The 16,110-nt window shown below is 38.4% G+C and carries 13 protein-coding genes; 8 read left to right on the forward strand and 5 right to left on the reverse strand.

The features are described 5' to 3' along the window. The first annotated feature begins 84 nt into the window (after nt 1-84). Entirely contained in the window at nt 85-1,506 is a 1,422-nt protein-coding gene (locus tag R3F25_03290; protein ID MEZ5495838.1) for a right-handed parallel beta-helix repeat-containing protein, read from the forward strand. A 38-nt stretch (nt 1,507-1,544) separates the two neighbouring features. On the opposite strand, the gene R3F25_03295 is transcribed toward R3F25_03290, so the two are convergent. Together R3F25_03295 and ovoA are read right to left on the reverse strand one after the other, a co-directional pair. After that, complete coding sequence (locus R3F25_03295; GenBank protein ID MEZ5495839.1) at nt 1,545-1,784, reverse strand: YcxB family protein; 240 nt, start codon at nt 1,782-1,784, stop codon at nt 1,545-1,547. Nucleotides 1,785-1,923: 139 nt separating this feature from the next. Beyond that, complete coding sequence (gene ovoA, locus R3F25_03300) at nt 1,924-4,005, reverse strand: 5-histidylcysteine sulfoxide synthase (protein MEZ5495840.1); 2,082 nt, start codon at nt 4,003-4,005, stop codon at nt 1,924-1,926. A 96-nt stretch (nt 4,006-4,101) separates the two neighbouring features. Between ovoA and R3F25_03305 the strand changes: the two genes are divergently transcribed. The 3 genes from R3F25_03305 to R3F25_03315 are packed head-to-tail and all read left to right on the forward strand — an operon-like array spanning nt 4,102 to nt 9,140. Further along, nucleotides 4,102-5,385 carry a TraB/GumN family protein gene (locus tag R3F25_03305; protein ID MEZ5495841.1) on the forward strand — a complete coding sequence of 428 codons (1,284 nt, stop codon included), beginning with the start codon at nt 4,102-4,104 and terminating at the stop codon, nt 5,383-5,385. Between the two features lie 3 nt (nt 5,386-5,388). Then, nucleotides 5,389-6,369 (forward strand): tRNA dihydrouridine synthase DusB, encoded by a 981-nt coding sequence (gene dusB, locus R3F25_03310; protein MEZ5495842.1) that lies wholly within the window; start codon nt 5,389-5,391, stop codon nt 6,367-6,369. After that, entirely contained in the window at nt 6,366-9,140 is a 2,775-nt protein-coding gene (locus tag R3F25_03315) for a DUF349 domain-containing protein (protein MEZ5495843.1), read from the forward strand. The genes dusB and R3F25_03315 overlap by 4 nt, the downstream gene beginning before the upstream one ends. Nucleotides 9,141-9,251: 111 nt before the next feature. On the opposite strand, the gene R3F25_03320 is transcribed toward R3F25_03315, so the two are convergent. From R3F25_03320 to R3F25_03330, 3 genes are all read right to left on the reverse strand, one after another. Then, the gene (locus tag R3F25_03320; protein MEZ5495844.1) at nt 9,252-10,088 is read right to left on the reverse strand and encodes a MoxR family ATPase; all 837 of its coding nucleotides are present in this window, start codon (nt 10,086-10,088) and stop codon (nt 9,252-9,254) included. Between the two features lie 64 nt (nt 10,089-10,152). Beyond that, nucleotides 10,153-11,559, reverse strand: a complete 1,407-nt coding sequence (locus R3F25_03325) for a VWA domain-containing protein (GenBank protein ID MEZ5495845.1) — start codon at nt 11,557-11,559, stop codon at nt 10,153-10,155. Nucleotides 11,560-11,609: 50 nt separating this feature from the next. Beyond that, on the reverse strand, nt 11,610-11,972 hold the full coding sequence (locus R3F25_03330; GenBank protein ID MEZ5495846.1) for a glutaredoxin family protein: 363 nt from the start codon (nt 11,970-11,972) through the stop codon (nt 11,610-11,612). A gap of 138 nt (nt 11,973-12,110) precedes the next feature. Here R3F25_03330 and fabR point away from each other — a divergent pair, with 138 nt between their 5' ends. The 4 genes from fabR to R3F25_03350 all read left to right on the forward strand — a co-directional run. Continuing rightward, a complete protein-coding gene (fabR, locus tag R3F25_03335; protein ID MEZ5495847.1) occupies nt 12,111-12,722 on the forward strand; it encodes an HTH-type transcriptional repressor FabR in 612 nt (203 codons plus the stop codon). Nucleotides 12,723-13,020: 298 nt separating this feature from the next. Continuing rightward, on the forward strand, nt 13,021-13,971 hold the full coding sequence (locus tag R3F25_03340) for an iron-sulfur cluster-binding domain-containing protein (GenBank protein MEZ5495848.1): 951 nt from the start codon (nt 13,021-13,023) through the stop codon (nt 13,969-13,971). A 1-nt stretch (nt 13,972) separates the two neighbouring features. Continuing rightward, nucleotides 13,973-15,061, forward strand: coding sequence for an acyl-CoA desaturase (locus R3F25_03345; GenBank protein MEZ5495849.1), 1,089 nt, complete (start codon nt 13,973-13,975; stop codon nt 15,059-15,061). 53 nt (nt 15,062-15,114) lie between these two features. Continuing rightward, nucleotides 15,115-16,110: acyl-CoA desaturase (locus R3F25_03350; protein ID MEZ5495850.1), on the forward strand; the 996-nt coding region annotated here is incomplete at its 3' end.

The following is a 16,110-nucleotide window of genomic DNA, read 5'->3' on the forward strand; positions in this document are numbered from 1 at the left end:
TCGCACTTTCAATTTTTCAAGAGTTATTCATCCATGAGAGTCATATTTAAAACTATTACATTTTTATTTCTAATTCAGACTAGTATGATCCACTTAGCATTTGCCGGAAGCGGTATGGGAGGACACTATCTAGTCGGACCTCAGCCAGGTACAGATTTTACGACATTGGCAGATGCCCTCAATCAGGTTGAAATTCACGGAATTGGAGACCATGTACAGCTTGAAATGACACCAGGAACACATTTCGCTCATGTTGAAATCAACCCGATAACCCGTACAGGAAACCCGAATGCTCGCCTCATCATCACTTCAGAAGACGAGAATGACATAGCAACCCTCACCCATACCCCATCTTCGGCTACGGATAACTGGATTATTAAAATCAATCAGGCAGAAATGATTGATATAGTCTCACTAGGTTTCAAAGTTGAAGGTTCCCTAAACTTCACAACGGCTGTAATGTTTGATTCAGGCGGAAATGACATCACAATGGTGAATAATATTTTCACATCACATCCGGTAAATAGTACAACAACAATTCCACAAGAAGACGCCAGCCTCATAAGCCAAGTCAATGACACTCATATTGATGGATTATATATCATTGACAATGAATTTGATTCTGGCGGTGCTGTTCTTTATCTAGAAAGCGCGGATATCGATGGACTTCAAAATATCGTGATTGAAGACAATTTAATGGAAAATCAAACAATAAGATTCGGTCCTAAACTGATTTACATGATTCGTTCCCGGGATGTCTCAATTCAGCGAAATGAAATCTCTAATCAATCTCCAAGTGGACAAGGAATAACATTAGCAAGCACCAATAACTTGATATTCAGACAAAATTCAATATTCTTCTCAGCTGATGGTTATTCTCTTGCTCTACGTGTTCAGAGTCAAAATACATCAGATACAACTACTAATACTTTAATCAGTAACAACTTTATACAAGCAACTCAGTATGGCCTTGATTTATCAGGTTTAAATAAAAATGTATCTGTACTTAATAATACTGTTTTATTAAGTGGTACACTATTAGGTAATTCAGCAATTTCTGCATGTTTAAAAAGTAACAACTCAGAAGTATCCGAAGTTGCGATGCGTGGCAATATTCTAATTAATCTGACTAATGGTGATAACACTCGAGTTCTGAGTGTATCCAACAGCAACATGTTTGCCGAGTCAGACTATAATATTATGTTCGATAGCGATGGAGATTCATTTTTCTTGGATAGTACACTATACAACACTCTGGGAGATTATCAATCTGCGACTGGTTTAGATAGCTCATCTCTATTCCAAAATGTTGACTTTGTAGACCCGGTAGTCGGAGATTTGCATCTGACAAGTACAATGCTTGAAGATCCTTCACTTTTAATTCCTGCCAACCCGGATGTCATCAGAGATTTTGACGGATTTACACGAGCAACAAACATTCACAGAGCCGGAGCCGATGATGCCATTCTACCGGATTTGATTTTCGCCTCAGGGTTTGAAGATTAGCAACTAGGTTTTTTAAGAAAAGGAGTGGTGTTTGATTCTTATTTCTTTAACAAACGCTCTTTGATAAAAGATTCACAATTATCAGGAAGCTGATTTTTAGGTAAAATAACAGCTCGTAATGAATCTATAAACACATAGCAATTTTTTTCATCATATTCAATACTCTTGAAACATTGCCACTTGTAATGAAACTCATATAAGTCATTTTTTTCACGAAGCCCATCCTCACGGAGAACAGGAGCGGATACACGATAAATACTGAAATTCACCTGTATCATTCTTCCAAAAACCGTTTTGAGCTTTATATTTTGCTTTAGGACAAGGCATTTTTAGCGCAGAATGTGAGCATATATCAAATATGTGACCATTCGAGCACAAAAATAACGCAGTAATTAAGCAAAAGATATCTGCTCAAAGTTATTTTTTACGCCATATGGTCATCTGGGAAACAGTCAGTTGGTGTTTTCTTTTCGTTTCCCTGATTACAAACGGTATATTCTCCGGTTTTGCAATCAGATCACAGGTGTCGCCTAAACACTCTTTTAAACCATCAAAAGTAGTGAAATTCTCGCCATTGACTTTTTTACCACCGAGCCAGTTTTCTTTGGTTGTATATTCTTCCAACCAGGTGTAAGGAGAAGTTAACACCAGTAAACCTCCTGAATTTAATCGGGTGACAATATCAGCTAAAAAGGCTTTCGGATCGTATAATCTGTCTATTAAATTTCCTGCAAATATCAAGTCGTAGTCATTGTATTTGGACTTCAAATTACAGGCATCACCTTGAGTGAACTCTACATTTTGAGCTTTATCACCGAGTTGTAATTCGGAGATATCAAACTCTTTGAGAGTGGTTAATTCTCCTTCATCATCAATCAGATAGCGAATTTGTCCGTTTTCCTGTAATTTAATCGCATTTAAAATAAAGCGTGTGGAAAAATCGACTGCATCGACTTTATTGAAATATCTTGCCAATTCAAAACTACTGCGGCCAACGGCACAACCAATATCAAGAGCTTTGTCAGTATTGATGCTTTCAAAGTGCGGCTGAATGGTTTCAATACAGGTTTTGGGGAAATTAGCAATCTGGAAATAATCTTTTCCGTAATGGAATTCCAGATATTGTGAAATCAACGAGTCGGTTTCATACATGTTGTAAGTGGAATCAACCATACTGTCAGATTCGACATATCGAAACCCGGCATGTTGAAAAAAGTGTCGGCGAAACGCATAACGCGAATCCCGAATGATTTCATTTCCGGTCGAAATCCAGCTTCCACCTTTGATTAAATTATGCTGACCATCAAAAGTCGGAACTGAAAAATCATCATACGCAGGGTGAACTTTAAATCCTTTAAAACCATCAATCGGTGTTTCCGTCCATTGCCAGACATTGCCGACCACATCGTAGAAATCACCATGCTCAAATGTATCCACCGGACATGAAGATGAACAAAGTTTCAAATTGATATTTGCATCCATCTCCATTTTATAATTTTGGTCATAGATGCGATAGTATTCCGGCTCGGTAGGTAATCGGATTTTTTTACCTTTTTTGGCACTCAGCCAACGACAAAAAGCCTTTGCTTCGAGGTAGTTTACATCCACAGGCCAACTCCAAGGCATATCCACTTCTTCGGTCATTGAGCGATATTTGTAACCCTCTTCAGTCTTTTTCCAGAATGTCGGATATTCTGCTTTGCGAAACTCTTTCCAGGCCCAACCCTCTTCAGTCCACCATCTTTCAACTTTATAACCACCATCCTCGACAAATTCGAGAAACTCATGATTACTGACCAGATATTTTGAGGCTTTGAATTCTTCGACTTCCGTTATTTTTTCGCCGTACTCATTATCCCAACCATAGGTTGTGGCATTATCACCTTTCCCTTGTTTCACCGTTCCAGCTGTTACCTTTAGCATCACATTGTCAGGAGCCGGCGAGCCAAAATCTGCAAACGATTGCCAGTCGATATTGGTCTGAACCATTTCCATAGGAAGTTGACGAATTAAAACCGATGAAGTTTCCAGATGAATTCTTTCATGTTCAATTCCCATCAGAATAATCCAGAATGGATCATCCCAGCGGATTGGAACATCCAAAGGCAGTGTATCTATCAAACCATTGACAAGCTCTCTGACTTGATTTCGGTATTCACGAACATCCTCGATGGCAGGCCATTCATAATTTTTCTCATCCAAATCATCCCATGACATTTCATCGACACCAATTGCCAACATAGACTCTAACTCAGGATTGACTCTGTCTTCAATAATTTTGGAAACATGCAGTTTATTGACAAAGAAAGTTGCTGTGTGCCCAAAATAAAAAATCAACGGATGCCTGAGTCGGTCAGGTCTTGCATAATATCCATCTTCGGTAATCACATTAAACAGCTTTTCATAAACATCATAGGTTTCGTTGAAATAGTTTTTTATCTCAACTCTTTTGTCCTCGGGATCGCCTGAATTTATTATTGGAGTTCGTGATATTTTCATAGATTTCAGTTACAAAATAACATTCTTGCCATTATACATGGAAAAATTCATCACTCAAATTTTGATTGAGCTCTGATAAAATATTTGACAAGCTCATTGAAATCACATTTTCCTTTAGCAAAATCCAAAGCAATGCTAAAATCATCGGCTTTGTATTCATTGGATAGACTTTTGCAATCAACCAATCAAATTAAAGAGATTTTACAAGATCAGCCACACGAAATTATCAATCAGGATGGGCAAAATTTTGTCATACTCGGAACAGCTCATGTTTCGCAGACCAGCGTTGATAAGGTTAATGAATTACTTAATACCGGAGAGTTTGATACTGTTGCTGTAGAATTGGATGAAATGCGCTTTGAGGCGATGACCAACCCCAATCGTTACAAAAACATGGACTTGTTAAGCATTATTAAAAACAAACAGACAGGCATGGTCGCTGTCAATTTAGCATTATCGGCTTATCAAAATCGCTTGGCAAAGCAACTAGGAGTTGAACCGGGTGCGGAAATGAAAGCTGCAATCAACCAATCCAATGAAAAAGATTTGAAGCTTTGGAAGATTGACCGCAATATTCGTACAACCATGAAACGAGCCTGGCGAGGAATGAAGTTTCTCGAAAAAGCCGGATTGCTGTTCAGTTTTGGTGGCTTTTTTGAAAAAGAAGAAATTTCCGCCGAAGAAATTGAAAAACTCAAAAAAGGTGATGTATTGGAAAGCACTTTCTCAGATTTTGCCAGCGAATCTCAACCTTTGTACCGTAGTCTGATTCATGAACGTGATGAATACATGGCTGCAAGGTTGCTTCAGGAAAGTAAAGATAACGATGCAAGAAACATTTTGGTTGTTATTGGAGCCGGACATATGCAAGGGATGAGCCAAGCCTTACGAGATAAAATTGATGCAGAGAAAACTGTTGCTGAACTGGATATCATTCCTCCCAGTGGCAAATGGCTCAAACTTCTTCCGTGGATAATTACAGCAGTCATTGTTGCAGGATTTGCAATTGGCTTTAGTCGCAGTCCGGAACTGGGTTGGGATTTAATCAAAACATGGATTATTTTCAACGGGGTTTTTGCCGCTCTTGGAGCACTTATAGCCCGTGCACACATTGTAACGATTATTTCAGCATTTATTGCAGCACCAATTACATCACTCAATCCCGCGGTTGCCGCCGGTATGGTTGCAGCATTGGTTGAAATTTATTTCAGAAAACCCAAAGTGGTTGATTTTGAAAATTTGCAAAATGACGCCACCGAACTCAAGGGCTGGTGGAAAAATCCCGTAACAAGAATTTTACTGGTATTTATTTTAACCAATCTTGGTTCAGCGATTGGCACATGGGTCTCCGGTTTTAAAATTGCAGCGGCATTGGTTTAACAAATGACTCTCCCAGTTCTCAAAATCGGTTCATTTACTTTGCCCAATCCGGTAGCATTAGCTCCGATGAGCGGAGTGACCGATCGTCCTTTTCGACAATTATGCCGAAAACTGGGAGCCGGATATGTAGTTTCTGAAATGCTGACCTGTGATTTATCGCTACTGAAATCCGCCAAAACACAGTTTCGCCTCAATCATGATGGTGAACCATCACCGATTGTGACTCAAATAGCCGGAGCTGACCCTGAAAAAGTGGTGGAAGCTGCGAAATTCAATGTGGAAAACGGCTCGCAAATTATTGATATCAATATGGGTTGCCCCGCTAAAAAAGTGTATCGCAAATCCTGTGGTTCAGCACTGATGGCTTATCCGGAATTGGTTAAAGACATTCTGCAAGCAACTGTTGAATCCGTTGACTGCCCGGTGACTTTAAAAATGCGACTGGGAATTGACTCTGACACGATTAACGTCATGGAAATTGCTGAAATTGCACAAAATTGTGGCATTAAAGCCTTGTTTATTCACGGACGAACCCGCATACAGAAGTACACGGGAAAAGCCGATTATTCGCAGATAAAATTGGTTAAGAAAAACAGCGACATTCCGGTCATTGCCAACGGAGATATTGACTCTCCGCAAAAAGCCGCACAAGTATTTGAAGACACTAATTGCGACGGCATTATGATTGGCAGAGCCGCACAGGGAAACCCCTGGATTTTCCGTGAAATTTTGCATTTTCTGCAAACCGGTAAAATTTTACCCGAACCGTCAAATGATGAAATCATTCAAACCATGTTTGAACATGTTGAAAATCTTCATCAGTTTTACGGAGAGTATAAAGGTATGATGATTGCAAGATCACATATCGGTTGGTTTCTGAAAAGAGCCAATAAAAAATCTATCGCCCGCAAACTCTACACCATAGACAATGCGGAGGAACAACTATCGTTCATATACAACAATTTAATGAGGAAAGCCGCATGAGTTTAAAAAACTGGTTCAATAAACCCAAATGGAAAAGCAAAGATGCCAACATCAGAGCCATCGCCGTCAGTTCCGATAATTCACCTGAATTACTGTCGATGCTTGCCAGTATCAGCCAGAATGATGAATCAGCAAATGTTCGTTCTGCTGCACTGAAAAGACTGGATGATTATCAATTAATTGCCAAAATTGCAGAAAATGACAAAGATGATGATGTCAGAAATGTAGCCGTTAAAATATTGCAGGACTGGTTTATCAATCAGGATGATATCCAGCAAAAAGAACTGGTAAAAACTCTAAGCAACTCTCGAATCATTGAAACTGTCGCTGCCAGTGCTAAAAACAACGATGTTCGCGAAATCTGCATCAATAAAATCAACAAACAAGGTTTATTGGGCGACTTACTCATCAATGAAAAAAACAGCCAATTACGTCAATTGATACTTTCAAAAATTGACAAACCGGCAACCCTCAAGCGAATTCTGAAATCCGCAAAGAACAAAGACAAAGCCATCGTCAAAGCCATTCGTGAAAAACTCGAAAATGATGGTGATATTGCAAAGATGGTCGAACAAAAAGCCCTTGATTTATGCGAACAAATGGAGAAATTTATTCATAATCGCAATCTCTATGGTAAATCTGATGTGGATGCCGTTTTTTCACAATGGCAGGAACTTGCCGATAGCCACGACTTAAGCACTTTCGCGCAACGATTTGAAGGAGCTCATCGCACTGCCAGTCTGACATTCGACCCGCAACAACGTGACGAATTTCTGAATCAACAAAGACAACAAAGAATCAACAGCAAAATCGCAGAATTACAAACTGCTATCACGGATTCTCAAAACTCTACTTGGGAACAACTTCAAAACCAAATCAGCAAATTCAGCGGTTTTGACCTTAGCTTTGCTGATGATAGTCAAAAAACTGAATACGATAATCTCCTGGAGCAATTAACCACTCTGAGAGACAAACAATCACAAAAACAAGACTTGCCAACTGATTTAGTTAATGTGGCGGACAAACTGGAAGCTGCATTGAAACAAAAATTCAATCAACCGCGACAAATTTCGCAATTCCGCAAGATGTGGGATGATAATGCAAAATCCGCTAAAAGCAACACAGCATTTAACACTCTGAAAGCCAAGTTTGATAATTCCATGCTTGCTCTAGCTGATAAAATTGAAAAATCAGCAAGCCTGCGCGATGAAGCTGCCAAAAATGCTGTTGCAGCCATTGAAAAAGCCAGACAACAAATTAAAGATGGTCATTTATCTGATGCCAAAATCATCATGAATAAAATTGCTGCCAATAAAAAAATTGCCGGCAATCATCCACTCATTCGTGAAAATAAATTTGATTTCGACACTTTGTGGAACGAGCTCAAAGAATTACGCCAATGGCAAAGATGGAGCAATGATAAAGTCAGAGTTCGACTGATTGAAGAATTGCAACAACTGGTTGGCACCGGAACTCACCCAGATGCTCTTTTGAAAAAAATGAAGGAAGCCAACGCTCAATGGAAAGACATGGAAGATCACGAAAAACTCGAAGGCGATCGTTACAATGTCCGCAATCAAGAACTCTATGGACAATTCAGAGAAGTACAAAAGGCATTATTTGAGCCGGCACAAACTTTCTTTGAAAAGCGTTCAGAAATTTGGAGTAAAGAACTGGAAACTTTGGAACAAGAGATCCAAACATTACATGAAATCAATCTTCAGGAAACGGAAGATCGAGATTTGGCACGCTTGGTTCGTGACGCTCTGAAACAACTGAGAAATCTGGATAAAATTCCACCAAAAAATCGTGGAAAATGTGCTGCTCGCATACGCGCCGGTGTTGCAAGAATTGATGCTCACCTGCAAGAATCATACAAAATTGCCATTCGTCGCAAAGAAAAACTCATCGAGATGGCAAATGATCTCATCGAAATGGAAGACCTGCCTTCAGCTATTGAACAAGCAAAAGTTCTTCAACAAGAATGGAAAACCGCCGGAATTGTTCAACAGTCACAGGAAAGAAAACTGTGGAAGAAATTTCGTAAAGCCAACGATGCTGTTTTCAATCGTTTGCAAGAACAAATAGACATCGTCAAACAGGAAAATCAGGCTCAATTCAATCAAGCGAATGAACTCGTCGCCTCTTTTGAAAAATCGGTTAAATCCGAGAAATCAGCACAAGTCATTAATAGTCTGATTGAAAAATTTAAGGATGAATGGAATGCTTTGAAAGTTGACAATCGAAACCTGCAAAACAAAGCCAAGAAAATCATAGAAAGCGGCGAGCAAAAAGCCAACTCTATGGCTCACTCTGAAAACTTTAAACAACTTAAAACCGTTGAAAAATTTGCAGAGATCTGCCAAAAACTGGAAAACAAACAACTTGATGCCGAATCTGCTCAACAAACATGGGAAAAATTATCGCCACTTGAAGATAACAAGTTGATGAAAAAGCTGCAAAACAGACTTGCTAATGCAGCTAACGAAAATCCTGACTATGCTGAACACGCCAACAATATTCTGATTGCTTCCGAATACCTGATTGGCGCCGCATCACCGGATGAACACAAAGAAAAACGCCTCACTTATCAGGTTGAAGAACTATCCAAACACATGAGCGGTGAAGAAAACCTCGACCCAATTCAAAAAGCCAGCAACCTTTTGGCTGATTGGTTCACACTCGGCGGAACAAATGCAAAATTCCAAAAATCCAATGAAAAGCGCATCAAGAAAGTTCTCAAAGGGTTGTTTGATTTAGTGAAAGGATGATTTTGGTATTAAATCAATAGGGTCTGATATTCAAGTGCCAGATCCTATTGATTGTACTAGACTGATGAATGACTAGAACAATCAGATAAATATAAACTAACAAAAAACCAACTATCTTCTCATCATAAACGCCAGTCGTTGAACCAAATCCACGTCCTGTTCGTTTTTCAGTAAAGCACCATAAAGTGGCGGAATGGCTTCTTTAATGTCTTTGTTTTGCAGTGTTTCCAGAGGAATATTGTCTGCTAATAACAATTTAATCCAGTCTACTAGTTCAGAGGTCGAGGGCTTTTTCTTCAATCCGGGAACTTCGCGAAGTTGGAAAAACACGCCCAGTGCAGACTTGACTAATTGGTGTTGAATATTTGGGAAGTGCACATCAACAATCGCCTGCATGGTTTGTTTATCAGGAAAGTCAATATAATGAAAAAAACAACGACGCAAAAATGCATCGGGCAGTTCTTTTTCATTGTTGCTGGTGATGATAATAATCGGGCGATGCTTGGCTTTTATTTGTTCGCCGGTTTCATAAACCGAAAACTCCATCTGATCCAGTTCTACCAACAAATCATTGGGGAACTCAATATCTGCTTTATCAATTTCATCAATTAGTAAAATGGCTTGTTCATCTGAATGAAACGCCTGCCAAACTTTACCCGGCTTGATGTAATTGGAAATATCATGAACCTTGTCATCACCAAGTTGTGAATCACGCAAACGCGAAACAGCATCATATTCATAAAGACCTTGCTGAGCCTTGGTGGTCGATTTGATATGCCAGCTGATGAGCGGCTTGCCCAATGAGTCGGCAACTTCCTGTGCCAGCATGGTTTTACCGGTTCCCGGCTCGCCTTTTATCAGCAAAGGGCGTTGCAATGTCACAGCGGCATTCACAGCCATGCTGAGATTGTCAGTCGCGATGTAGTTTTTGGTTCCGTTGAATTTCATATTTCACATTGTTAATTTTTTTATATAGCATTACAAAAGGTAAAGCGATAATGATTTCCTGAATCTAATTACCAGTTATGATAAGTTTTTCAACTGTCTCACCTGCCTGTATAATTATAGAAAAGGCTTCATTGTGACCCTTATGTTTACCCAAAGTTTGAATTTTTACTGTATAGGTTCCCGGGTTGAGGACAAATTCCTTTGGGTTGCTACTGGAACTTGTGTAAGTTCTGCTCCCTGAGACATTTTTCCCGCTGGATTCTTCATAAAAATTAACGGTAGCATCAACCAGTTCTCCATTTGCAGATTCAACACCTATCATCGCTACTCCACTACTGAAATCATGATTTGATTCAGTTGTGGAATTGCCTTCGACCTCTACATCATTCTTTGTAAAAAGTGTTTCCATTCCATCCAGTGCTAGAGCCTGATAGACAATCTTATACGTTCCTGCCAAAACCTCCATTTGTTGAGTTTTGCCATATGTTCTTGATTGAGCAACGAGGTTACCAGTGATTTGATCATACATTTTGACCGTTGAATCCCACGGCTTACCATTGTTTGTCGTTGCTACTTGCAGAATACCTCCATCAAAGTGGACATCCTGATGTTTGACCTCTCCCTCTTTCATCTCAACAAATATGTACTTTGCCGGAATATCACTTCCCTCGAGAGGTTTCACTTCAATTTCATATTTTCCTGGAGGCAGATAAACCCAACCTTTTCTGCGATATGTTCTGGAACCCTCCAGACCTTTTTTTGTAACAGCATCTTTAGGTTTAATCCATGCATCAACTGGCTCACCATTTTTTTTCGCATAAACCGAGAAGTTTCCATCCGGCTTATCAACTGTTAGTTTGGTTGCCTCAATTAAGACATCACTCAAAGCTTCTGCATTTTCAGCATCATAATAATTGCCATTACTCGCCTCTGTCGCACAAATTAATTGCTGCTTTTCACCCTCTTTCAAACCAAAACCAACAATATGCATTTTAAAATCTATACCATCGGACTGAGCCATACTCACAACATCACAAATATTACCATCACAAGATTCAATACCATCGGTGACCAAAATTATTGTCGCTTTGGTACTATTTACTTTTAAAGAATCGATTACCAATGTTGCAGAACGAGCCAATGGTGTTTTACCAAGTGGATTGATATCCTTTATTGCATTTATTACCCGTGTTTTATCTTCATTTGCAATATCTGCAATATATTCAATATCATCACAATCTCCTTTATTTCTGTGACCGTATGCCACTAATCCTATATTTTGATTTTCCGGCAGAGAATCAACAATATTTGTTAATACTTCTGAAGCTATTTCTTTCTTTGATCTGCCTTCAATTTGTCCCCACATTGAACCACTTGCATCATAAATAAAAAGAATCGGAGATTGTTTATCTTGTGCTTGCAAAATTGTGGATATGAATATAAAACAAAGAAAAAAGATGGTTTTTTTCATGGTTTATTCCCTAGTCTTAAGTGAAATAACTTCCTGATAATAACACAAGTTTATAACTTATCCAAAGCATCCTGATAACGCTTTTCGACAAATCCACCGAGGACTGTGTTTCCAATAATTGTCAAAGGCGTGCCTTTACCGCCGAGTTCTCGAAATAATTTGGCATCTTCATCAGAAAACTCAATATCCCTATCACAATAAGCCACGCCATTTTCTGCAAAAAACTTTTTCGCCTTTTCACAATAAGGACAATATTGAGTGGAAAACATGACAATATCACAGTTGGGGTCAATGTCTCGTGCTGAAACATCTTGATTGATAACTTTAATTTGGGTTTGATAGATAAAGTACAGCGCTACGATTGCCGCTCCATATAACAATCCGGGTAAAATGTATTTTTTGATTTTGTTCATTAACTGTTCTGTTGTGACTGAATCTTATTCGACAGATATTCTATTTAAAAGGTTTCTTTAATACTATTAAATTATAGAATTAAAAAATAACTATCAAGGCGACTATGAATTAACCTCGACTCATGTAGAATATAAACCATGAAAATCTCAAGATCTCAGCAAAAGGAAAAAACACGCAGAGCGATTATTGACTCAGCCATCAATCAGTTGAGTGAAGAACAAAGCTTTGCCGGTTTGAGTCTTCGTGAGGTTGCCAAACAAGCAGGAATTGCGCCAACATCTTTCTATCGGCATTTTAAAGATATGGAAGAACTTGGCTTAACTCTTGTTGATGAATCCGGTCTGGCTTTGAGACAAATCATGCGTAAAGCCAGACAAAGATTTAAGAAAAACAAAAGCGTTATTGTCACATCGGTCAAAACTTTCTTTGAGTTTACCCAAACAAACCCAAATATTTTCCGCGTATTGTTCCATGAAAGATCCGGCACAACCAAAGCTTTACGGGATGCGGTTGCCAGAGAAATCAAATATTTTATCGTTGAATTAACCGACTATATTCTGGCTTTAGGCTTTGATAAAGAATCAGCATATACACAGGCTGAGGCTATGGTTGCTGTGATATTTAATGCCGGAGCTGAATCCATTGCTGCAAAGCCCAGTCAAAGAAAAGAACTAGAAATCAGAGCCATCCAACAGCTACGCTACATAGCTGCCGGTGCAACATTTCTACATAAAACTGATACCCAATAACAATCTGATTTTAAAATCACCAATCACTCTTAGAGAACATTTGTACTCTACAATTTTTTGTCAATCCAATTATTTTATATATTTTTATGGGTTTTTATAACTTATTGTTTGTTTTGTTTATTTTTCAGAGTACACTTGTACGCCATAATTATTAAATTCAAAATATCATTCAATGTTTACAGGAAAAGTTAAGTTCTTACTCGAATCAATTACAAACAATCAGAGTTTAAAGGATTTCTTACATCCAATCACACGTTTAGTTTTCAATAAAAAACAAGATGCTTATTCAACAAAAATAATGCAAATAAGACACGAAAACGATAACGTCTATACTTTAGTTTTAAAGCCGCAAAAGAAATGGCAAGGCTTTCAGGCTGGGCAATTTATTTCCATAACAACAGAAATTAACGGAAGATTTTTAACCCGAACATTCAGCATTTCCTCTGCACCAGCTCAGTTCATCCAAGATAGAACGATTGAACTAACCATACAGAAACAGAATCATGGCAAAGCGACACCTTTTCTGGGAAATCTTCTAAAGCGAGGAGATAAAGTGAGCATTTCTAAAGCTCAGGGTGATTTCGTTATCTCAGAAAATTCAGGTGCAAAACTTTTTATTGCCGGTGGCAGCGGAATCACCCCGATTAAAAGTCTCATCATGACTTTAGCAAAACAATCCGATAACCCTGCAAGTTTGCTTTATTATGCTAGTAACGGAAAACATTTATTCAAAGATGAATTATTAACAATAGCTTCAAATCATAAAAATATCAAAATACACTTGATTGACAGTTCTGTTGAGGGAAGAATTTGTAGGGAACATTTGAAGAAATACTGTGCTGATTTTCAAAATCGCGAAGTTTATATTTGCGGACCAGGCTCGATGATTCAATTCACCAACGATTTACTTAGCAAGGACTTGCCTCCAGATCAAATTCATCATGAGTATTTCGGCACACCTCCGACTTATGATATTAATGCCGAACAACAAGGAACAGTATTTTTTGAAAAATCAGAAACTAAAGTATCAGGACTCAGTTCTCCAATAAAAACACTGCTTGAATTAGCAGAATCCAAAGGCCTTAAACCTAAAAGTTCATGCCGTATGGGCGTTTGTCATCAATGTGTTTGTAAAAAAACCAGTGGAGTAATTTACAACATTCTGACTAAAACATACTCCGATTCCGGTGCTCAAAATATCCAACCCTGTGTTTCTGTCGCCATTGGCGATGTGAATGTGGAGCTATAAAATGAAGTTATCAAAAGAAAAAGCCACTCAATTAGAACTCGAACTCAACCAAATTAGAGATTCAGTTGTTAACGACATTGGACAAAAAGATGCTGATTACATCCGCAGAATTATTTTTATCCAAAGGCTTTGCGAAATCTTTGGAAGATTAGCTTTCTTTGGGGTGTTACTGCATCCGATATTTTGGATTGTTGCCGTATTGTTATTAAGTTTATCCAAAATTCTGGATAATATGGAAATCGGACATAATGTTCTCCACGGACAATATGACTGGATGAATGATTCAACCATTAACTCGCGAAAATTTGAATGGGATATTGCCGGAGATGCACACTCATGGAAGCGAGTTCATAATTTTGAGCATCATACCTTTACCAATATTATCGGCAAAGACAGAGATTTCGGTTATGGTTTATTGCGCATGAGTGATGATTTGTCATGGAGACCGAAAAACCGCTGGCAGTTTCTTACTTTTCTGAATCTATGTCTGATATTTGAATGGGGAATTGCCTATCATGAACTGGCAGCAGAACGGGTTTTTAAAGGTAAAAAGAAAAAGAATCGTGTCTCTCCACTCACAGATTCAGAATTAAAAAAAATGTTTTTTTCCAAAGCATTCAGACAAATTTTTAAAGACTATATTTTTTATCCGTTGATTTGTTGGCCTGTTTTTCTGCCGGTTTTACTCGGAAATATTGTTGCCAATTTGATTCGCAACTTATGGACTTCAACCATTATTTTCTGTGGGCATTTCACTGAAGGAGTTCATACATTTAGTGAAGAAGAATGCAAAAACGAATCCAAAGGACAATGGTATTACCGACAAGTTCTTGGCTCATCCAACCTCACAGGTCATCGTTGGTTTCACATTCTCACCGGACATCTCAGTTGTCAAATTGAACACCACCTATTCCCCGACATCCCTGCGCATCGTTATGTCGAAATCGCACCCAAAGTGCAAAAAGTTCTGGAAAAATACCAAATCCCCTACAACACCGGTGGCTTTTTTAAACAATATTCAACAGTGATTAAACGAATTTTTAAATACTCGTTTCCAGTGAAAACGAAGCTTATCGAAAACAATAGATAGTTTTATTAAACATTAAAAACAGATACATTGATTCAAACTTTGAATTTACATTTATGAAGCTCAACAAACAACAATACCAACAATTAGAATCAGAACTCAATCATATAAAAAATTCTGTAATGAGTGATCTTGGACAAAAAGATGCCAATTACATTCGAAGAATCATTCTTATCCAAAGACTTTGTGAAATTTTGGGGCGAGCCTCTTTTCTTGGCGTGTTGTTGCATCCGATATTTTGGATTATCGCTGTTTTGTTACTGAGTTTAGCCAAAATTTTGGACAATATGGAAATCGGCCATAATGTTCTTCATGGGCAATACGACTGGATGAATGATCCAACAATCAACTCACAAAATTATGAATGGGATTTAGTCGGAGATGCTCACTCCTGGAGAATAGCGCATAATTTTGAACATCATACCTTTACTAACATTATCGGCAAAGACCGTGATTTTGGCTATGGCTTACTGAGAATGAGTAATGATTTCACCTGGAAGCTCAAAAATCTCTGGCAGTTTTTTACATTTCTTAGCCTTTGTTTGATATTCGAATGGGGAATTGCTTACCAATCAGCAACAGAAAGAGTTGCCAAATGCAAAAACAAACTCAAACAAACTTCTCTGAATCCAAAATCTCAATTGACAAAAAGATTTCTGTCTAAATCATTCAGACAGATTTTTAAGGATTATATTTTTTATCCGCTGATTTGTTGGCCGGTTTTTCTTCCTGTTTTACTCGGAAATTTTGTTGCCAATTTGATTCGTAACCTATGGACCTCAACCATCATTTTCTGTGGCCATTTCACTGATGGAATCCAAACTTTTACTGAAGAAGAATGCAAAAACGAATCTAAAGGACAATGGTATTACAGACAAGTTCTTGGTTCATCCAACCTCACTGGTCATCGCTGGTTTCATATCATGACCGGACATCTCAGTTGTCAAATTGAACATCACCTGTTTCCCGACATCCCGGCACATCGTTATGTTGAAATCGCACCCAAAGTGCAGCAAGTTCTGGAAAAACACCAAATCCCCTACAATACCGGA

This window comes from Gammaproteobacteria bacterium (assembly GCA_041395445.1).
GTDB lineage: Bacteria > Pseudomonadota > Gammaproteobacteria > Xanthomonadales > Marinicellaceae > NORP309.

Excerpts from the sequence above, each read along its gene's own strand:
- R3F25_03340 (MEZ5495848.1), top strand. The coding sequence starts at position 13,021 with ATGCAAATAAGACACGAAAACGATAACGTCTATACTTTAGTTTTAAAG.
- dusB (MEZ5495842.1), top strand. The coding sequence starts at position 5,389 with ATGACTCTCCCAGTTCTCAAAATCGGTTCATTTACTTTGCCCAATCCG.
- R3F25_03325 (MEZ5495845.1), bottom strand. The coding sequence starts at position 11,559 with ATGAAAAAAACCATCTTTTTTCTTTGTTTTATATTCATATCCACAATT.
- R3F25_03295 (MEZ5495839.1), bottom strand. The coding sequence starts at position 1,784 with ATGATACAGGTGAATTTCAGTATTTATCGTGTATCCGCTCCTGTTCTC.
- fabR (MEZ5495847.1), top strand. The coding sequence starts at position 12,111 with ATGAAAATCTCAAGATCTCAGCAAAAGGAAAAAACACGCAGAGCGATT.
- R3F25_03290 (MEZ5495838.1), top strand. The coding sequence starts at position 85 with ATGATCCACTTAGCATTTGCCGGAAGCGGTATGGGAGGACACTATCTA.
- R3F25_03320 (MEZ5495844.1), bottom strand. The coding sequence starts at position 10,088 with ATGAAATTCAACGGAACCAAAAACTACATCGCGACTGACAATCTCAGC.
- R3F25_03345 (MEZ5495849.1), top strand. The coding sequence starts at position 13,973 with ATGAAGTTATCAAAAGAAAAAGCCACTCAATTAGAACTCGAACTCAAC.
- ovoA (MEZ5495840.1), bottom strand. The coding sequence starts at position 4,005 with ATGAAAATATCACGAACTCCAATAATAAATTCAGGCGATCCCGAGGAC.
- R3F25_03315 (MEZ5495843.1), top strand. The coding sequence starts at position 6,366 with ATGAGTTTAAAAAACTGGTTCAATAAACCCAAATGGAAAAGCAAAGAT.
- R3F25_03330 (MEZ5495846.1), bottom strand. The coding sequence starts at position 11,972 with ATGAACAAAATCAAAAAATACATTTTACCCGGATTGTTATATGGAGCG.